13 protein-coding genes and 1 riboswitch are annotated in these 16,033 nt (G+C 71.3%); of the genes, 8 read left to right on the top strand and 5 right to left on the bottom strand.

The window, feature by feature from the left end; all coding sequences use genetic code 11:
• Nucleotides 1–402: 402 nt before the first annotated feature.
• The 3 genes from purQ to purS form a co-directional block, all read right to left on the bottom strand.
• Nucleotides 403–1,083, bottom strand: coding sequence for a phosphoribosylformylglycinamidine synthase subunit PurQ (purQ, locus tag FXF65_RS14590; protein WP_148350438.1), 681 nt, complete (start codon nucleotides 1,081–1,083; stop codon nucleotides 403–405).
• A 99-nt stretch (nucleotides 1,084–1,182) separates the two neighbouring features.
• Complete coding sequence (locus FXF65_RS14585; RefSeq protein WP_246198640.1) at nucleotides 1,183–1,623, bottom strand: ATP-binding protein; 441 nt, start codon at nucleotides 1,621–1,623, stop codon at nucleotides 1,183–1,185.
• A 242-nt stretch (nucleotides 1,624–1,865) separates the two neighbouring features.
• A complete protein-coding gene (gene purS / locus FXF65_RS14580) occupies nucleotides 1,866–2,108 on the bottom strand; it encodes a phosphoribosylformylglycinamidine synthase subunit PurS (protein WP_067897450.1) in 243 nt (80 codons plus the stop codon).
• Nucleotides 2,109–2,248: 140 nt separating this feature from the next.
• Between purS and FXF65_RS14575 the strand changes: the two genes are divergently transcribed.
• The 4 genes from FXF65_RS14575 (at nucleotide 2,249) to FXF65_RS14560 (ending at nucleotide 7,734) form a co-directional block, all read left to right on the top strand.
• Nucleotides 2,249–3,868 (top strand): hypothetical protein, encoded by a 1,620-nt coding sequence (locus FXF65_RS14575; RefSeq protein ID WP_148350436.1) that lies wholly within the window; start codon nucleotides 2,249–2,251, stop codon nucleotides 3,866–3,868.
• Nucleotides 3,869–4,173: 305 nt separating this feature from the next.
• Nucleotides 4,174–5,304 carry a pyruvate dehydrogenase (acetyl-transferring) E1 component subunit alpha gene (gene pdhA, locus FXF65_RS14570; protein ID WP_148350435.1) on the top strand — a complete coding sequence of 377 codons (1,131 nt, stop codon included), beginning with the start codon at nucleotides 4,174–4,176 and terminating at the stop codon, nucleotides 5,302–5,304.
• A gap of 73 nt (nucleotides 5,305–5,377) precedes the next feature.
• Complete coding sequence (locus tag FXF65_RS14565; RefSeq protein WP_148350434.1) at nucleotides 5,378–6,355, top strand: alpha-ketoacid dehydrogenase subunit beta; 978 nt, start codon at nucleotides 5,378–5,380, stop codon at nucleotides 6,353–6,355.
• A gap of 5 nt (nucleotides 6,356–6,360) precedes the next feature.
• Nucleotides 6,361–7,734 (top strand): dihydrolipoamide acetyltransferase family protein, encoded by a 1,374-nt coding sequence (locus FXF65_RS14560; protein WP_148350433.1) that lies wholly within the window; start codon nucleotides 6,361–6,363, stop codon nucleotides 7,732–7,734.
• Nucleotides 7,735–7,782: 48 nt separating this feature from the next.
• On the opposite strand, the gene FXF65_RS14555 is transcribed toward FXF65_RS14560, so the two are convergent.
• Both FXF65_RS14555 and FXF65_RS14550 read right to left on the bottom strand, forming a co-directional pair.
• Nucleotides 7,783–9,504 carry an OmpA family protein gene (locus tag FXF65_RS14555; RefSeq protein WP_148350432.1) on the bottom strand — a complete coding sequence of 574 codons (1,722 nt, stop codon included), beginning with the start codon at nucleotides 9,502–9,504 and terminating at the stop codon, nucleotides 7,783–7,785.
• Between the two features lie 136 nt (nucleotides 9,505–9,640).
• A complete protein-coding gene (locus tag FXF65_RS14550; protein WP_148350431.1) occupies nucleotides 9,641–11,476 on the bottom strand; it encodes an acyl-CoA dehydrogenase in 1,836 nt (611 codons plus the stop codon).
• A 240-nt stretch (nucleotides 11,477–11,716) separates the two neighbouring features.
• Here FXF65_RS14550 and FXF65_RS14545 point away from each other — a divergent pair, with 240 nt between their 5' ends.
• The 4 genes from FXF65_RS14545 (at nucleotide 11,717) to FXF65_RS14530 (ending at nucleotide 16,010) form a co-directional block, all read left to right on the top strand.
• Nucleotides 11,717–13,054 (top strand): UDP-glucose dehydrogenase family protein, encoded by a 1,338-nt coding sequence (locus FXF65_RS14545; RefSeq protein ID WP_148350430.1) that lies wholly within the window; start codon nucleotides 11,717–11,719, stop codon nucleotides 13,052–13,054.
• A 33-nt stretch (nucleotides 13,055–13,087) separates the two neighbouring features.
• A riboswitch (guanidine-III (ykkC-III) riboswitch) is annotated at nucleotides 13,088–13,151 on the top strand.
• Nucleotides 13,152–13,182: 31 nt separating this feature from the next.
• Nucleotides 13,183–13,506: a DMT family transporter gene (locus tag FXF65_RS14540; RefSeq protein ID WP_148350645.1), complete on the top strand. Its 324-nt coding sequence runs from the start codon at nucleotides 13,183–13,185 to the stop codon at nucleotides 13,504–13,506.
• Between the two features lie 170 nt (nucleotides 13,507–13,676).
• Nucleotides 13,677–14,462 carry a sporulation protein gene (locus FXF65_RS14535; protein WP_148350429.1) on the top strand — a complete coding sequence of 262 codons (786 nt, stop codon included), beginning with the start codon at nucleotides 13,677–13,679 and terminating at the stop codon, nucleotides 14,460–14,462.
• Nucleotides 14,463–14,540: 78 nt separating this feature from the next.
• Nucleotides 14,541–16,010: a hypothetical protein gene (locus tag FXF65_RS14530; RefSeq protein ID WP_148350428.1), complete on the top strand. Its 1,470-nt coding sequence runs from the start codon at nucleotides 14,541–14,543 to the stop codon at nucleotides 16,008–16,010.
• Nucleotides 16,011–16,033 lie beyond the last annotated feature (23 nt).

Here is a 16,033-nt window from a genome sequence, read left to right as displayed (position 1 = left end):
GCGCCCGCGCGAACTCCTGCTCCGGGCTCTGACCGACACCGGCCGCCGGGGCCGGAGCGGGAGCCGGGACGGCGTTCTGCGCCTGGGCCAGCGCGGCCTGAGCCGCTTCGAGAGCCTCCCGCACGTCCGGGTCGACCGTGATCATCGGCTCCGGGCGGAGCGCCGCCTCCGGGGCGGAGGGGGCCGGGGACGCGGCCGGGGGGACGGCGGGCTCCGGACGCGGCGCGGCCGGGTCGGCGGGCTTCGCCTCCTCCAGCATCGCCTCGAACGCCTGCGTCACCGACGGGTCGACCGGCTGTAGCTCCGGGTCGTCGGCGTCGGACTTGAGCTCGCCGAGCCACTCCATCGAGGGCTCGTCCGAACCGTCCCGGGTGGCTCGCGGGGAGCCGTGGGATTGCTCACTCATGCGTTGACCAGTCTCTTAACGATCGAAGTGAAGAACCCGAGACCGTCCGTGGACGGACCGGTCAGCGACTCCACGGCGTGCTCCGGGTGGGGCATCAGCCCGACCACGTTGCCCGCCTCGTTGCAGATCCCGGCGATGTCGTCGAGGGAGCCGTTGGGGTTCAGGTCGACGTACCGCGCGACGATCCGGCCGGAGTCGGCCAGTTCGGCGAGCGTCTCCCGATCGGCGGTGTAGCGGCCGTCGCGGTTCTTGACGGGAATGACGATCTCCTGGCCCTCCCGGTACTCGGTCGTCCAGGCGGTCTCGGCGTTCTCGACGCGGAGCCGCTGGTCGCGGCACACGAAGTGCAGGCCGGCGTTCGGGAGCAGCGCGCCGGGCAGCAGGTGCGACTCGCACAGCACCTGGAAGCCGTTGCAGATGCCGAGGACGGGCAGGCCCGCGTCCGCCGCGGCGGCCAGCTCGGTCATCAGCGGGGCGAACCGGGCGATGGCCCCGGCGCGCAGGTAGTCGCCGTAGGAGAACCCGCCGGGCAGGACGACGGCGTCCACCCCGCGCAGGTCGTGGTCGCCGTGCCAGAGGGGGACCGGCTCAGCGCCGGCCACCCGCACTGCGCGTGCGGCGTCCTTGTCGTCGAGAGAACCAGGGAAGGTGATGATCCCGACCCGGGCAGCGTCCATCTCTTCTGTTCCTCCGAAATGAAGGGGCGGCCGGGACGGGCGGGTCGTTCCGCCGATCACCCCGATGCGCGTCGCATTTCCCCCCGCGCGCGTACCAATCTACCCGGCGCTGTGCATGAGGCTGCGGTCGAGGCGTCGGACCAGCGCCCCGTCGCGCCAGGTCAGCCGCTTCCGCAGGTGGACGACGGTGCCCCGGTCGGGCGCCGAGTCGATGTCCAGGTCGTCCACCAGCGCCCGCATGATCTTAATGCCGCGGCCGGACTCGCTCAACGGGTCGGGGTCGCGCGGGGCGGGCCGCGGGCCGCGCCCCCAGTCGACGATCTTGAGCGTGCAGACGCCGTCGTCGACCTGTCCCGAGACCTCGTAGTCGCCCGTGAGGCGGGCGTGCTGGACGACGTTCGTACACGCCTCGGAGACGGCGACCAGGACGTCGTCGACGCAGTCGGCGGTGACGCCGAGCCCGCGGAGCGCGTCCCCCACCACCCGCCGGATCACCGGGATGCTCGGCGCCTCGCACGGCAGCGCGAGCGAGAACCTCATTTCCACCCGGACACCTCGTGTCATGCCCCGGAACGACCGTTCCCCCGGTCCCGGAGCGTGCTCGACGACTTCGACGCAGCTAACACTTCCCCGGAGCAATCTTCCGTAATCGTTATACTCGCGGGTCGCTCACGGAGGTCTCGGCGGCACGGACGGTGGCCGGGTGCCGCCTGGAACGCGCCAAAGCCGTCCCGCGACCGAACGGCATTCCGCTCCCGGCCCCGCCCGACGGGCCGGTCCCGCTAGAGAACCCGGACCTCGTAGTTCTCGATCACGGGGTTGGCGAGCAGCGTCTCCGCGATCTTGCGGACGCGCTCCAGGGCGGCCTCGTCGGCCTCGCCCTCCAGTTCCACCTCGAACCGCTTGCCCTGCCGGACGGCGACGACGCCGTCGAATCCCATCTGCGGCAGCTTCCGGGCGATCGCCTGACCTTGCGGATCGAGGATCTCCGGCTTGAGCATGACGTCGACGACGACACGCGCCACGGCCGCCCCCTCACTGATCTGCGCTTTTCGTTACGACTGCTTACGATCCTGAAGCGTACGGCACCATGGCCGGACACGGTCCCACCCGCTCCCGCCGAACACGTCCCGAACACGTCCACCGCACCCCCCGGAGCCGCCCGATGAACATCGAGGACCTGACCCCGTCGGAGCGCCGCCTCTGGGAGGCGTTCCCGAAGGGCGAATCCGTCGACCTGTCGTCCGGCGACCAGACGTTCGACGACGTCGGCCGGTCGGACTCCTGGGGACGCGACCGGGTGATCAGGGCCGAGGTGCTCGTCGCGCTGCTCGTCGGGGCGGTGGAGTCGGAGCCGGGGCAGGTCGCCGCCGTCCGGCTGGTCGGCGCGCGGATCATCGGCTCGCTGAACCTCGGGCACGCGGAGGTGAGCGTCCCGCTGGCGCTCACCGGCTGCTCGTTCGACGAGGCCCCGCACCTGTACTGGGCGAACATGAACAGCGTCCACCTGATGCGGTGCCGGCTGCCGGGGCTGATCGCGTCCGGCACCCGGGTGGACGGCCACCTGTGGCTGGAGGGCAGCCGGATCGCGGGCGGGCTGTGGCTGGACGGCGCGAACATCACCGGCATCCTGAACATGTCGGGCGTCCAGCTGCACAACCCGAGCGGGGACGCGCTGCTCGCCGACCGCCTCACCGTCGAGGCGAACGTCTACTGCGACCAGGGCTTCTCCGCCCAGGGCGAGGTGCGGGTGCCGGGCGCCCGGATCGGCGGCCAGCTCATCCTGCGCGGCGCGCGGCTGCACAACGCGTCCGGTCCCGCGCTGTACGCGAGCCGCCTGGACGTCGCGGCCAACGTGTTCTGCGACGGCGGTTTCTCGGCGGAGGGCGAGGTCCGGCTGCGCGGCGCGCGGGTCGGCGGCTACCTGTCGTTCGTCGGGGCGAAGCTGTCCGCGCCGCAGCGGACGGCGCTGAACGCCGACGACCTCGCCGTCGAGACCGACGTCTACTGCTCGGACGGGTTCAGCGCCGTCGGCGCCGTCAGCTTCTCCGGCGCCCGCATCACCGGCCAGCTCAGCCTGCGCGGCGCCCGGCTCCAGCACGACGACGGGACGGCCCTCAGCCTGCAGCGCGTCCAGGCCGAGGAGCTGCTGCTGCGCACCTCCGAGCCGATCCAGGGCACCGCGGACCTCTCCTACGCCCGCATCGGCCTGCTGCGCGACGACGCCGCGTCCTGGCCCGCGAAGCTCCAGCTCGACGGCCTCCAGTACGAGACGCTCGACCCGCCGCTCACCGCCCGCGAGCGGCTCGCCTGGCTGCGCCGCGACAACGACGGCTACGCTCCGCAGCCGTACGAGCGGCTCGCCCAGACGTACCGGTCCCTCGGGCTGGACGCGGACGGACGCTCCGTCCTGCTCGCGAAGGCCCGCGACCGGCGCGCCACGCAGGGCCCCACCCGCAAGGTCGTCGGCTGGTTCCAGGACGTCCTGGTCGGCTACGGCTACCGTCCGTTCCGGGCGGCGAGCTGGCTGATCGGGCTGCTCGCCTTCGGCACGATCGTGTTCTCCGTCCACAGGCCGGACGTCCTCGACGACGGCCACCACCCGCACTTCAACGCGTTCTTCTACACGCTCGACCTGCTCCTGCCGATCGGCAGCCTGGGGCAGGAGGTCGAGTTCGCGCCCAAGGGCGTCTACCAGTGGATAGCGAACTTCATCGTCGCCGCCGGGCTGGTCCTCGGCCTGACGGTCGCCGCGGGCGCCACCCGCGCCCTCTCCCGCGAATGACCCTGCGAACGATCCTGCGAGCGACTCCCCTCACCGGCGCAAGACCGGCCTAAGACTGCCCCAAGCCAGATGGTTCAGGCTTGTCTGACGAACGGCGCGATTTTGCCCGGAGGTGGCGTGCGTCACGTCCGCGTCAACGGCGTCCGACCGGGGTAGGGACGGTCACAGGTGGGACTTGCATCGCAGGGTGTGATGTCTGCCACGATGGCATTAGCGGCTTTTGTCCCTTACCGGGGCCTCAAGCCGCGGACATCGGCCGATGCGCGGCGATCCCGCGTGCCGGCCCCGAACGAGGAGTGTCATCGATGACGATCGACTCCGTGCGCGGCGCGCCAGACACCCCCGAGCTCGCCGAGCCCGAGCTCGTCCAGTTGCTCACCCCCGAGGGCGAGCGCGTCGAGCATCCCGACTACCCCCTGGACCTCAGCGCCGAGGAAGTCCGCGACCTGTACCGCGACCTGGTGAACGTCCGCCGCCTGGACCTGGAGTCCGTGGCGCTCACCAGGCAGGGAGAGCTGGGGCTCTGGGCGTCCCTGCTGGGACAGGAGGCGGCGCAGATCGGGTCCGGACGGGCCCTGTCCGAGAACGACATGGTCTTCCCGACCTACCGGGAGCACGGCGTCGCCTGGTGTCGCGGCGTCGACCAGCTGAAGCTGCTCAGCATGTTCCGGGGCGTCACCCACGGCGGCTGGGACCCGGCCGAGCACAACTTCCACCTCTACACCGTCGTGATCGGCAGCCAGACCCTGCACGCCACCGGGTACGCGATGGGCGTCCAGCGGGACGGAGTGCTCGGCACCCCGTCCGCCGCCGCGACGATCGCCTACTTCGGGGACGGAGCGACCTCGCAGGGCGACGTCAACGAGTCGTTCGTGTTCGCGTCCGTGTTCAACGCGCCGATCGTGTTCTTCTGCCAGAACAACCAGTGGGCCATCTCCGAGCCCCTCGAACGGCAGTCGCGCATCCCCCTCTACCGCCGCGCCCAGGGATACGGGTTCCCCGGCATCCGCGTGGACGGAAACGACGTGTTCGCCTGTCTCGCCGTCACCCGCAAGGCACTGGAGAACGCCCGGACGGGTCAGGGCCCCACGCTCATCGAAGCGTTCACCTACCGGATGGGCGCTCACACCACCACGGACGACCCCACGCGCTACCGGCTCAAGGCCGAGGAAGAGGCGTGGAAGCTCAAGGACCCGATCGAGCGCGTCAAGGCGTACCTGGTGCGCAACGAGTTCGCCGATGCGGCGTTCTTCCAGAAGATCGAGGACGAGGCCAAGCAGACGGCGCGCGAGCTGCGCGAGGGCTGCCTCTCCATGCCCGACCCGAAGCCGCTGTCGGCGTTCGAGCACGTCTACGCCGAACCGCACCCCCTGATGACCGAGGAGCAGGAGCAGTTCGCCGCCTACCTGGCGTCGTTCGAGGAGGAGGCCCGATGACCGGAGCGAAGCGAGGATCTTCGGGACTCCACCTCGGGGGCCTGGGGGTCGTCCCCCAGAAAGGCAGGGCGAGATGACGACCCTGACCCTCGGCAAGGCGATGAACGAGGGCCTTCGCAAAGCCATGGAGAACGACCCGAAGGTCCTCGTGATGGGCGAGGACGTCGGGAAGCTCGGCGGCGTCTTCCGCATCACGGACGGCCTGCAGAAGGACTTCGGCGAAGAGCGCGTCATCGACACCCCGCTCGCCGAGTCCGGCATCGTCGGGACGGCGATCGGGCTCGCGCTGCGCGGCTACCGGCCGGTCGTGGAGATCCAGTTCGACGGGTTCGTGTTCCCGGCCGCCGACCAGATCATCACGCAGCTCGCGAAGATGCACATGCGGTCGCTCGGCAAGCTGTCGCTGCCGGTGGTCGTCCGCATCCCGTGCGGCGGCGGGATCGGCGCGGTGGAGCACCACTCGGAGTCGCCGGAGGCGTACTTCACGCACACCGCCGGGCTGCGCGTGGTCGCGTGCTCGAACCCGGTGGACGCCTACTCGATGATCCAGCAGGCCATCGCCTCGCCGGACCCGGTGATCTTCTTCGAGCCGAAGCGCCGGTACTGGGAGAAGGCCGAGGTCGACGTCGAGTCCACGGACTGGACGCCGCTGCACAGCGCCACCGTCGTCCGGCCGGGCGAGCACGTGACGCTCCTCGCGTACGGGCCGTCGGTGAAGACGTGCCTTGAGGCGGCCGGCGCCGCCGCCGAGGAGGGACGCTCCCTGGAGGTCATCGACCTGCGCTCGCTCAACCCCCTCGACATCGGCACGGTCGTCGAGTCCGTCGACCGGACGGGACGCTGCGTCGTCGTCCACGAGGCCCCGGTCTACAACGGGTTCGGCGCCGAGCTGGCCGCGCGGATCACCGAGCGGTGCTTCTACCGGCTGGAGTCGCCGGTGCTGCGCGTCGGCGGGTTCTCCACGCCGTACCCGCCGTCCCGCATCGAGGACCAGTACCTGCCCGACCTCGACCGCATCCTCGACGCGGTCGACCGGACCTTCGCGTGGTGACGCCGGTGAGCCAGCCGAAAGTCTTCAACCTGCCGGACGTGGGCGAGGGCCTGACGGAGGCCGAGATCGTCAAGTGGCACGTCCAGGTGGGCGACACGGTGGAGATCAACCAGACGATCGTCGAGATCGAGACGGCCAAGGCGATCGTGGAGCTGCCCTGCCCGTTCGAGGGCGTGGTGACGGCGCTGCACGTCACCGAGGGCCAGACGGTGGACGTCGGCGCGCCGATCATCTCGGTGGACGCGGAGGGCGGTGCGGCACCCGAGCCCGCGCGGCCCGCCGAGTCCGCGCGGGCGCCCGCGCGGGACGCGGAGCGGGTGCCGACCCCGGACGAGCCGGGGATGGTGTCGCCGGAGCAGCCGCCCAAGCGGACGCCCGTGCTCGTCGGGTACGGGGTGAAGGAGGCGGCGACCAAGCGGCGCCCGCGCAAGGCGTCCAACGGAACGGCCCCGCCGCCCGCCCCCGCGGCTCCGGTCGTGAGGCCGCCCGCGCCTCGTCCACAGCCTGTGGACAACGGATTGCCGCTGGCGAAGCCGCCCGTCCGGAAGATGGCGAAGGACCTCGGCGTCGACCTCGCCGCGATCACGGGGTCGGGCCCGCAGGGCTCGATCACGCGGGACGACGTCCAGGCCGCGCTGTCCGCGCCGTCCGCGCCCGCCGTCCAGGCGGGGCCGCGCGAGGAGCGGGTGCCGGTCAAGGGCGTGCGCAAGGCGACGGCGGCGGCGATGACCGGGTCGGCGTTCACCGCGCCGCACGTCACCGAGTTCCTCCAGGTCGACGTGACCCGGACGATGGAGACCGTGCGACGGCTCCGCGAGCTGCCCGAGTTCGCGGACGTGAAGGTGTCCCCGCTGCTGCTGGTGGCGCGGGCCCTGCTCACCGCCGTGGCGCGCAACCCGATGGTCAACTCGTCCTGGGCGGACGGCCCGGACGGCGCGGAGATCGTCGTCAAGCGCTACGTGAACCTGGGGATCGCGGCCGCCACGGAGCGCGGCCTGATCGTCCCGAAGGTGAAGGACGCGCAGGACCTCGACCTCCCCGGCCTCGCCCGCGCGCTGGGCGAGCTGACGGAGAAGGCCCGCGCGGGCAGGGCGACGCCCGCCGACCTGTCCGACGGGACGATCACGATCACCAACGTGGGCGTGTTCGGCGTCGACTCCGGCACCCCGATCCTCACGCCGGGCGAGTCGGCGATCCTGGCGTTCGGCCAGATCAGGGACATGCCGTGGGTGCACGAGGGGGAGCTCGCGATCCGCAAGGTCACCACGCTGTCCCTGTCGTTCGACCACCGCATCGTGGACGGTGAGCTGGGCTCGAAGGTGCTCCGCGACGTCGGCGCCATGCTGGAGGACCCGATCCGGATGCTCGCCTGGTCCTGACGGAGCGCGAACCCGCGGGGCCGCTCACCGGCTCCGCGGGTTCTGCGGTTAAGAGACGGGGACTTTGTCGAAGTTTCCGAAGGGGCCCGCGTTGAAGGTGACGGACGTGGCGTTCCCCGGCGGCGCGGGCAGGTACACGAAGCCGCGGACGGGCTGGTTGACCGCCGTCCGGAAAACGGCGCGCCCCGGGTCGACGTACGCGCCGACGCCGCCCTCCGCCGCGCCCGTCTCCGCGCCGACGCGCACGCCCCGGTACGTCTCCTTCCCGCCCTGTACCTGGACGGAGAACGCCGTGAACGCTCCTCCGGGATAGTCCTTGTTCGGGTAGGACGCGTCCGGCGGAGTGGTGCCGGGGCCCTCGTTCACGATGTCGAACACGGCGACGACGTAGGGGCCGTCGCGGTAGAAGGGCTTGACGTCGATGCGGCGCTTCGCCGAGCCGAACTGGGCGGAGCGGCTCGCGACGGTCTTCCCGTCCTGTGCGTGGAACGCCGCCGGTGTACCAGCCGCAGTGCTGGGCGACGAACCTCCAGGCGAGGACGAACCGCCCGGCGCGCCCGGCAGGGTCGCGCCGACCGGGAAGGAGATCTCGACGCGGCGGTTGCGGGCGCGGGCCGCGGCGTCGTCCGCGCCGCCCTCACGCGCGACCGGCTGCGCCTCGCCCATCCCCCGCGCGGTGTAGGTGAGGCCGCCGCCGAGCCGCGCTTTCAGCTCCTTCATGACGGCTTCCGCCCGGTCCTTGGACAGCTTCAGGTTCTTCGCGTCGTCGCCCTCGCCGTCCGTGTGCCCCTCGAACGTGAGCGTCCGCGCGCCCTTCGCCTTGATCTGCTGCGCGGTCTCGTCCAGGACGGCCTTCGCCCCGCCGGTGAGCGTGGCCTTGCCGCCGTTGAAGAGCGCGTCGGTGTGCAGGGCGAACGTGACCTGCGAGCCGCTGGCCGTGACGTCCTTGGTCTGGCTCTCGGTGATGTCGTACAGGTCGGCGGGGTTGGCGCCGGTCGCGGGCGGCGACGTCCCGGTGCCGGGCGACGGCGTCCCGCCCGACGAGGACGAAGGAGAGGACGAGGGCGACGAGGTCACCGGCGACGGCGCCCCGGCGAACGCCCGCTCGAACGGCTCGGCCCGCAGCGACGGCCCGGACGTCGTCGTCCCGCCGTTCGGAGCCCCGGACGGCGGCGTGAACCCGCTCGGCGGCCCGGACCACGTGGGCACCCCGGTCCCGGTCGGCGGCACGCCCGGCCCGGACGGCAGCCCTCCGGACGGCGGCCCTCCGGACGGCAGGCCCGGCGTCCCCGTCGCGGTGGTCACCGGAATGCCGGTGAACTCCCCCGCCGTCCCCGGCGTGAGGACGGTGACCTTCTGCGTTTCCGTCGGCAAAGGGGGAAACTCGGCCGCCATGTCCCGCGCCGTCCCCGGCGTGAAGTTCTCGCCGCTGGTCGAGCCGGTCGGCCGGTAGAGCCTGCGTCCGACCGGGTCGAGGAGCTGGACGCCGAACGAGACCGACTTCACCGCCGAGTCCAGGGACGTGACGCCGTACCGCAGCACGGTCTTCGTCCCCTGCCGCTCTACGGCCCTGACCTCGAAGCGGGCGTGCAGGCCGTCCGCCGTCCCGAACCAGCCCTCCTTCGCGTAACCGGGGCCGGTGCGCGGGACGGGCGAGCCGTTCGGCCCGGCCGTCGGCGGATCGCTCGACACCGCCCGGTCGGTGTCGGCGCACCCGGCGAGCAGCAGAAGCCCGCTGAGAAAGATGGCGAGGGGCAGGACACGTCGCATCGTTGTTCCGGTCGGGGGAGGAGGACGAGCGAGGGGACGCGCCCACAGTAGCCACATGCGAGACCCCTTGCCATCGGGGGTCTTGCGCACTCGTCGATCTTCCAGGCGGAACCGCCTGGAAGATCGACCGACCGCGCTAGAAGGACGCCTCGGGCAGGTCCATGACGTCCAGCGTGGTGCCCTCGGTGATGGCCCGCTCGGAGGCGAGACGCGGCAGGACGGTCTGGCAGAAGAACTGCGCCGCCGCGACCTTGCCCGTGTAGAACGACTTGTCGGCGTCCGAGATGTCGCCGCCGCCGAGCCGGTCCAGCGCGATCTCGGCCTGGCGGCAGAGCAGCCAGGCGACGATCAGGTCGCCGAGCGCGAGCAGCAGCCGGGACGAGTTGAGCCCGATCCGGTACAGCTCCCTCGGGTCCTCCATCGAGCCGAGCGCCCAGCCGACCATCGGGTCGATGATGCCCTGGACGTCGTCCAGCGCCCGGCCGAGCAGGGCCCGCTCGTTCTTCAGCCGCCCGTTCCCGGCGCCCGAGTCGGCGAACGCCCTGATCTCCCCGGAGAGCACCTTCAGCGCCTCTCCGTTGTCCCGGAGGATCTTGCGGAAGAACAGGTCCTGCCCCTGGATCGCGGTCGTCCCCTCGTACAGGGTGTCGATCTTGGAGTCGCGGATGTACTGCTCGATCGGGTAGTCCTGCAAGAAGCCGGAGCCGCCGAGAGTCTGGAGCGACTCGGCGCCGAGCAGCGCGTAGGCCCGCTCCGAGCCGAACCCCTTGACGATCGGCAGCAGCAGGTCGTTGACCTTCTCGGCCGTCTCGTCCTTGCGGCCCTCGAACTCGGCGACCTGCACGGCGTCCTGGTAGGACGAGGCGAGCAGCACCAGCGCCCGCATGCCCTCGGCGTACGCCTTCTGCGTCATGAGGCTGCGCCGGACGTCCGGGTGGTGCGTGATCGTCACGCGCGGCGCGGTCTTGTCGGTCATCTTCGTCATGTCGGCGCCCTGCACGCGCTCCTTCGCGTACTCCAGCGCGTTCAGGTAGCCGGTGGACAGGGTCGCGATCGCCTTGGTGCCCACCATCATCCGCGCGTACTCGATGACGAGGAACATCTGCCTGATGCCCTGGTGGACGTCCCCGACCAGGTATCCGACGGCCGGGTGCCTCTCGCCGAAGGTCAGCTCGCAGGTCGTGGAGACCTTGAGCCCCATCTTCTTCTCGACGTTCGTCACGTACGCGCCGTTGCGCTCGCCCAGCTCGCCGGTCTCCAGGTCGACCAGGTACTTCGGGACGAGGAACATCGACAGCCCCTTCGTCCCCGGGCCGGCGCCCTCGGGACGGGCCAGCACCAGGTGGAAGATGTTCTCCGCCATGTCGTGCTCGGCCGACGTGATGAACCGCTTGACGCCCTCGATGTGCCACGTTCCATCGGGCTGCTGGACGGCCTTGGCCCGTCCCGCGCCGACGTCGGAGCCCGCGTCCGGCTCGGTCAGCACCATCGTGGCGCCCCACTGCCGCTCCAGGGCCAGCTCGGCGAACCGCTTCTGCTCCGGCGTCCCGATGCGCCACAGGATCTGAGCGAAGCCGGGACCGGACGCGAACATGTACACCGCCGGGTTCGCGCCGAGGATCTGCTCGGCGACAGCCCAGGTCAGCGAGCGCGGGGCGCGGCTGCCGCCGAACTCGGGGGCGAGGTCGAGCCGGTACCACTCGGCGTCCATCCACGCCTTGAACGACTTCTTGAAGCCCTCCGGCATCGCCACCTCGCCGGTGGCGGGGTCGTAGACCGGCGGGTGCCGGTCGGCGTCCTCGAAGGAGTCGGCGATGGGGCCCTCGGCCAGCCGGTTCACCTCGTCGAGGACGCTGCGCGCGGTGTCCTCGTCGACCTCCTCGTAGGGGCCCTTGCCCAGGAGGTCCTGGCGCCGGAACACCTCGAAGAGGTTGAACTCGAGGTCTCGGAGGTTGCTCTTGTAGTGCCCCATCGAGACTCCGTTTCGGTCCTGCGGCGACCGGCGGTCCCGCTGCGTACTGGTCGGTAACTCGCCTTCATGCTACCCGCTGGTAACCGGTGGTGGCACCCCCGGACCGAGTTACCGGGTAGTTCACACACTGTTCACGCATCGTCGCCAGCACCGCACCCGCCGCGGCTTGGCACCCTTCCGGTGGGAAGATCGGACGTGCCATTCACCGCGCGACACCCGCGACGCGAAAGGGAGGTGCGCATGGATCAGAGGACGGCCGAGGTCCCGCGACTGACCGTCATCGGGACCGGCTACCTCGGCGCCACACATGCCATCTGCATGGCTGTGCTCGGCTTCGAGGTCCTCGGTTTGGACGTCGACCGGGAGAGGATCGCCCGGCTCGCGTCCGGCGAGGTGCCCTTTTTCGAACCCGGTCTGCCCGAGCTGCTCACCAAGGCGCTCGACTCGGGCAGGCTGCGATTCACCACCTCCTACGAGGAGGTCGGTGAGTTCGGCGACGTCCATTTCGTGTGCGTGGGCACACCGCAGCTCCCCGGCTCGGACGCCGCCGACCTGACCTACGTCGAGGCGGCGATCGACTCCCTCGCCCCGCACCTGGGCCGCCGCGCGCTCGTCGTCGGCAAGTCGACCGTCCCGGTCGGGACGGCGCAGCGGCTGACCGGCGTCCTGCGCGACCTCGCTCCCGCGGGCACGGACGTCGAGCTGGCCTGGAACCCCGAGTTCCTGCGCGAGGGCTTCGCGGTCGACGACACGATGCGTCCCGACCGGCTCGTGTTCGGCGTCGCCTCCGACTGGGCGGAGGAGCGGCTGCGGGCCGCGTTCAGGCCCGTCCTTGACCTCGGCACCCCCGTGATCAGGACCGACCTCGCCACCGCCGAGCTGGTCAAGGTCGCCGCGAACTCCTTCCTCGCCACCAAGATCTCCTACATCAACGCGATGGCGGAGGTCTGCGAGGCGGTCGGCGCGGACGTGAAGGACCTCGCCGACTCCCTCGCCCTGGACGACCGCATCGGCGGCAAGTTCCTGAAACCGGGCCTCGGCTTCGGCGGCGGCTGCCTGCCGAAGGACATCCGCGCGTTCGCGCACCGCGCCGAGGAGATCGGCGTCGGCCAGGCCGTGTCGTTCCTGCGCCAGGTGGACGACATCAACCGGCGCCGCCGCGCCCGCACCGTCGACCTCGTCCGCGAGGTGCTCGGCGGCGACATCGCGGGCCGCCGGATCGCCGTGTGGGGCGCCGCGTTCAAGCCGAACTCCGACGACATCCGCGACGCGCCCGCGCTGGACGTCGCCCGCACCATGCACGGCCTCGGCGGCGACGTCCGCGTGCACGACCCGGCCGCGCTGGACAACGCGCGCCGCGCCGCGCCCGAACTCCGCTACGGCGACAGCGCGTTCGACGTGGCGCGGGACGCCGACGTCGTCGTCCTGCTGACCGAGTGGTCGGAGTTCCGCGAGGTGCGGCCGGAGGCGCTGGCGGAGGTCGTCAAGCACAAACGGATCGTGGACGGCCGGCACGCCCTCGACGCCGCGCAGTGGCGCGGCGCGGGCTGGGAGTACCGCGCCCTCGGCCGCTCCTGACGGAACATCCGGCGGCACAGGGCCGTTGGACCAGGTGAGGACCGAGGCGTCCTCCCGGACGAGGTGCGACGTACCCGGCAGGCGAAGACGGCGCGCGACCTGACCTTCTCGCCTTCCGGGAGTACATGATGGCCTGGATCCTCGTCATCGTCGCCGGCCTCTTCGAGGTCGCGATGGCCCTGTGCCTGAAGGGCAGCAAGGGCTTCACCGAGCCGCTGCCGTCCGTCGGCTTCGCGGTGTTCGCCGTGACCAGCTTCGGCCTGCTCAGCCTGGCCCTGAAGAACCTCGACGTCGGCACCGCCTACGCCGTGTGGGTCGGGATCGGCGCGGTCGGGACGGCGGCGCTCGGCATGCTCGTCATGGGCGACCAGGTGTCCGCGTTGAAGATCGCGGCGCTGGCGTTCATCGTGCTCGGCGTCGTCGGCCTGAACCTCGCGGGCGGCGGCCACTGAGACCGGGCGCTGAATCCGCCGCCGAAACCCTTCCGCGCGGCCGTCACCGGACGTGGCCATTCGCAGGTCACGCCGGTACTCCGGAACGTACTCTCCCCTAACAGCGTCTATGGGACGAGAGCGCCCCCAATCAGGCAACCGGGGGCGCTCGTACACGGGAGGGACGGACCTTGGTCTTCAAGAAGCTGCGCCAGGCGATGGGCATCGGCGGCCCGTCGATCGAAACGACCCTGCACGACCCCAACACCGCCCCCGGACGTGTGGTGACAGGTGAGATCACCATCATCGGCGGGCAGTTCAACTCCGACATCAAGGCGGTGAACCTCGCCCTCCGGACCAAGGTCGAGGTCGAGTCGGGCGACAACGAGTACACGTCCAACCTGGAGTACTCGAAGATGCCCGTCGCCGGCGGGTTCAGCCTCCAGGAGGGGGCGCGGCACAGCATCCCGTTCCAGTTCCCCATCCCGTGGGAAGCGCCGCTCACGCACATGTACGGGCATCCGCTGCACGGCACGACGGTCGGGCTCGCCACCGAGCTGGAGGTCGCGGGCGCGCTCGACCCGGGCGACCTCGACCCGATCGCCGTCCACCCGCTGCCCGCGCAGGAGCGCATCCTCGCGGCGTTCTCCAACCTCGGGTTCCAGTTCCGCAACGCCGACTGCGAGAAGGGGCGGATCTGGGGCGTCCACCAGGAGCTGCCCTTCTACCAGGAGATCGAGTTCTACCCGCCGGGCCAGTACGCGCGCGGCATCAAGCAGCTCGAAGTGACGTTCGTGTCCTACCCGCAGTCGATGGAGGTCGTGCTGGAGCTCGACAAGCGCGGCGGCGTGTTCACCGAGGGGCACGACGCGTTCAGCCGCTTCACGGTCGACTACGGCACCGTCGACCACACCGACTGGGAGCGGCAGCTCGACGGCCTCCTCCAGGACGCCGGGCGCCGCCGGGGCTTCTTCTAGCCTTCGGGATCCCCTCCGCGAGCTTGATCGCGGAGGGGATCGCCGCGTAGAAAGGGTGTCGGTGTAGAAAGGGTGCCCGTGCCCCAGCCCCCCGGACTGAACCACGCCGAACGGCGGCTCTGGGCCGCCTTCCCGACCGGCGCGAAGATCGTGCTCGGCGACGACCTGCCCGCCGGGCCGCTCCCCGACCGCATCGTCCGCGCGGAGATCATCACGCAGCTGCTGCTCGGCGCGGGCGAGTCGCGGCCGGGCGCGGTCGCGGCCGTCCGGCTGCGCGGCGCGTACATCACCGGGACGCTGGACGTCTCCGGCGGGACGGTCGAGCACGAACTGCGCCTTGAGCGGTGCAGGCTCGTCGAGCCCCCCGACTTCTCCAACGCCGAGACCAGGCAGCTCCGGTTCGCCGACTGCCGGATGCCCGGCTTCGACGGCGGCGGCCTGCGCGCGGACGGCTACGTCAGCCTGTCCGGGTCGCGGATCGACGGCACCGTCAAGCTGACCCGGGCGATGATCGGCGGCGGCCTGCGGATGAACCGGACGACGATCACCGCGCCCGACGAGCAGGCGTGGGCGGTGTTCACCGGCGGGCTCGTCGTCGAGGCGGGCATGTTCGTCCAGGAGGCGACGATCACCGGCGGCATGCGGCTCGTCGGCGGCCGGATGAACGGCGGCCTGTTCATGCAGGGCACGAGCCTGGTCAACCCGGGCCGCATCGCGCTCGACGCGCAGAACCTGGTGGTCGAGGACGCCGCCGAGTTCAGCCGCGGCTTCTCCGCGCTCGGCACCGTCCGGCTGCGCAGCGCCCGCTTCAACGGGATCCTGTCGTTCTCCCGGGGACGCCTCGACTCCGGCGACCCGGACCGGATGGCGCTGCACGCGAGCCACATCGTCGCCGACGAGCTGCTGCTGCTGCCGGAGGGGAAGATCGAGGGCCGGGTGTCGCTGTCCTACTCCCGGATCAAACTGATCATGGACATCGACACCGCCTGGCCGGACGAGCTGTTCCTGAACGGCCTGACGTACGAGACGCTGCGCAGCGTCGAGGGCGGCGACCGGCTCGACTGGGTGTCCCGCGACCCCGACTTCCACCTCCAGCCGTACGAGCAGCTCGCCGCCTGGTTCCACGGCGCCGGGCACGACGACATGGCCCGCAAGGTGCAGCTCGCGAAACTTCGCGCCCGCCGCCGCAACCTGAACACGGTCGGCAAGGCGTGGAACCACGTCCTGGACTGGACGGTCGGGTTCGGCTACCGGCCGTGGCTCGCGTTCGCCTGGTTCGCCGCACTGGTCGCGCTCGGGACGACGGTGTTCTCCATCGAGCGGCCGCGCGCGGTGAAGCCGCCGGACGAGCTGCCCGCCTTCCACGCCCTGATCTACACGCTCGACCTGCTGATCCCGCTGGACACGTTCGGGCAGCAGCTGTCCTACGACGCGGTCGGCTGGTCGCGCTGGATCGGCTACGGGCTGGTCGCGATCGGCTGGGTGCTCGCCACGGCGCTGATCGCGGGGGCGACGCGGGTGCTGCGCCCGTCGTCCACCGCGGGCTGATCTTCCGGTGGCCGCGAACCCGG

It is taken from the genome of Actinomadura syzygii (assembly GCF_008085905.1).
In the GTDB taxonomy this organism is placed as follows: Bacteria; Actinomycetota; Actinomycetes; order Streptosporangiales; family Streptosporangiaceae; genus Spirillospora; species Spirillospora syzygii.
The sequence above is the reverse complement of the archived record's forward strand: the minus strand, read 5'-3'. Positions and strand labels throughout refer to the sequence as shown.

What these genes read in the sequence shown, in the direction of transcription:
- purQ (WP_148350438.1), bottom strand. Translation starts at nt 1,083, where the DNA reads ATGGACGCTGCCCGGGTCGGGATCATCACCTTCCCTGGTTCTCTCGAC.
- FXF65_RS14585 (WP_246198640.1), bottom strand. Translation starts at nt 1,623, where the DNA reads ATGAGGTTCTCGCTCGCGCTGCCGTGCGAGGCGCCGAGCATCCCGGTG.
- FXF65_RS14575 (WP_148350436.1), top strand. Translation starts at nt 2,249, where the DNA reads ATGAACATCGAGGACCTGACCCCGTCGGAGCGCCGCCTCTGGGAGGCG.
- pdhA (WP_148350435.1), top strand. Translation starts at nt 4,174, where the DNA reads ATGACGATCGACTCCGTGCGCGGCGCGCCAGACACCCCCGAGCTCGCC.
- FXF65_RS14565 (WP_148350434.1), top strand. Translation starts at nt 5,378, where the DNA reads ATGACGACCCTGACCCTCGGCAAGGCGATGAACGAGGGCCTTCGCAAA.
- FXF65_RS14555 (WP_148350432.1), bottom strand. Translation starts at nt 9,504, where the DNA reads ATGCGACGTGTCCTGCCCCTCGCCATCTTTCTCAGCGGGCTTCTGCTG.
- FXF65_RS14550 (WP_148350431.1), bottom strand. Translation starts at nt 11,476, where the DNA reads ATGGGGCACTACAAGAGCAACCTCCGAGACCTCGAGTTCAACCTCTTC.
- FXF65_RS14545 (WP_148350430.1), top strand. Translation starts at nt 11,717, where the DNA reads ATGGATCAGAGGACGGCCGAGGTCCCGCGACTGACCGTCATCGGGACC.
- FXF65_RS14540 (WP_148350645.1), top strand. Translation starts at nt 13,183, where the DNA reads ATGGCCTGGATCCTCGTCATCGTCGCCGGCCTCTTCGAGGTCGCGATG.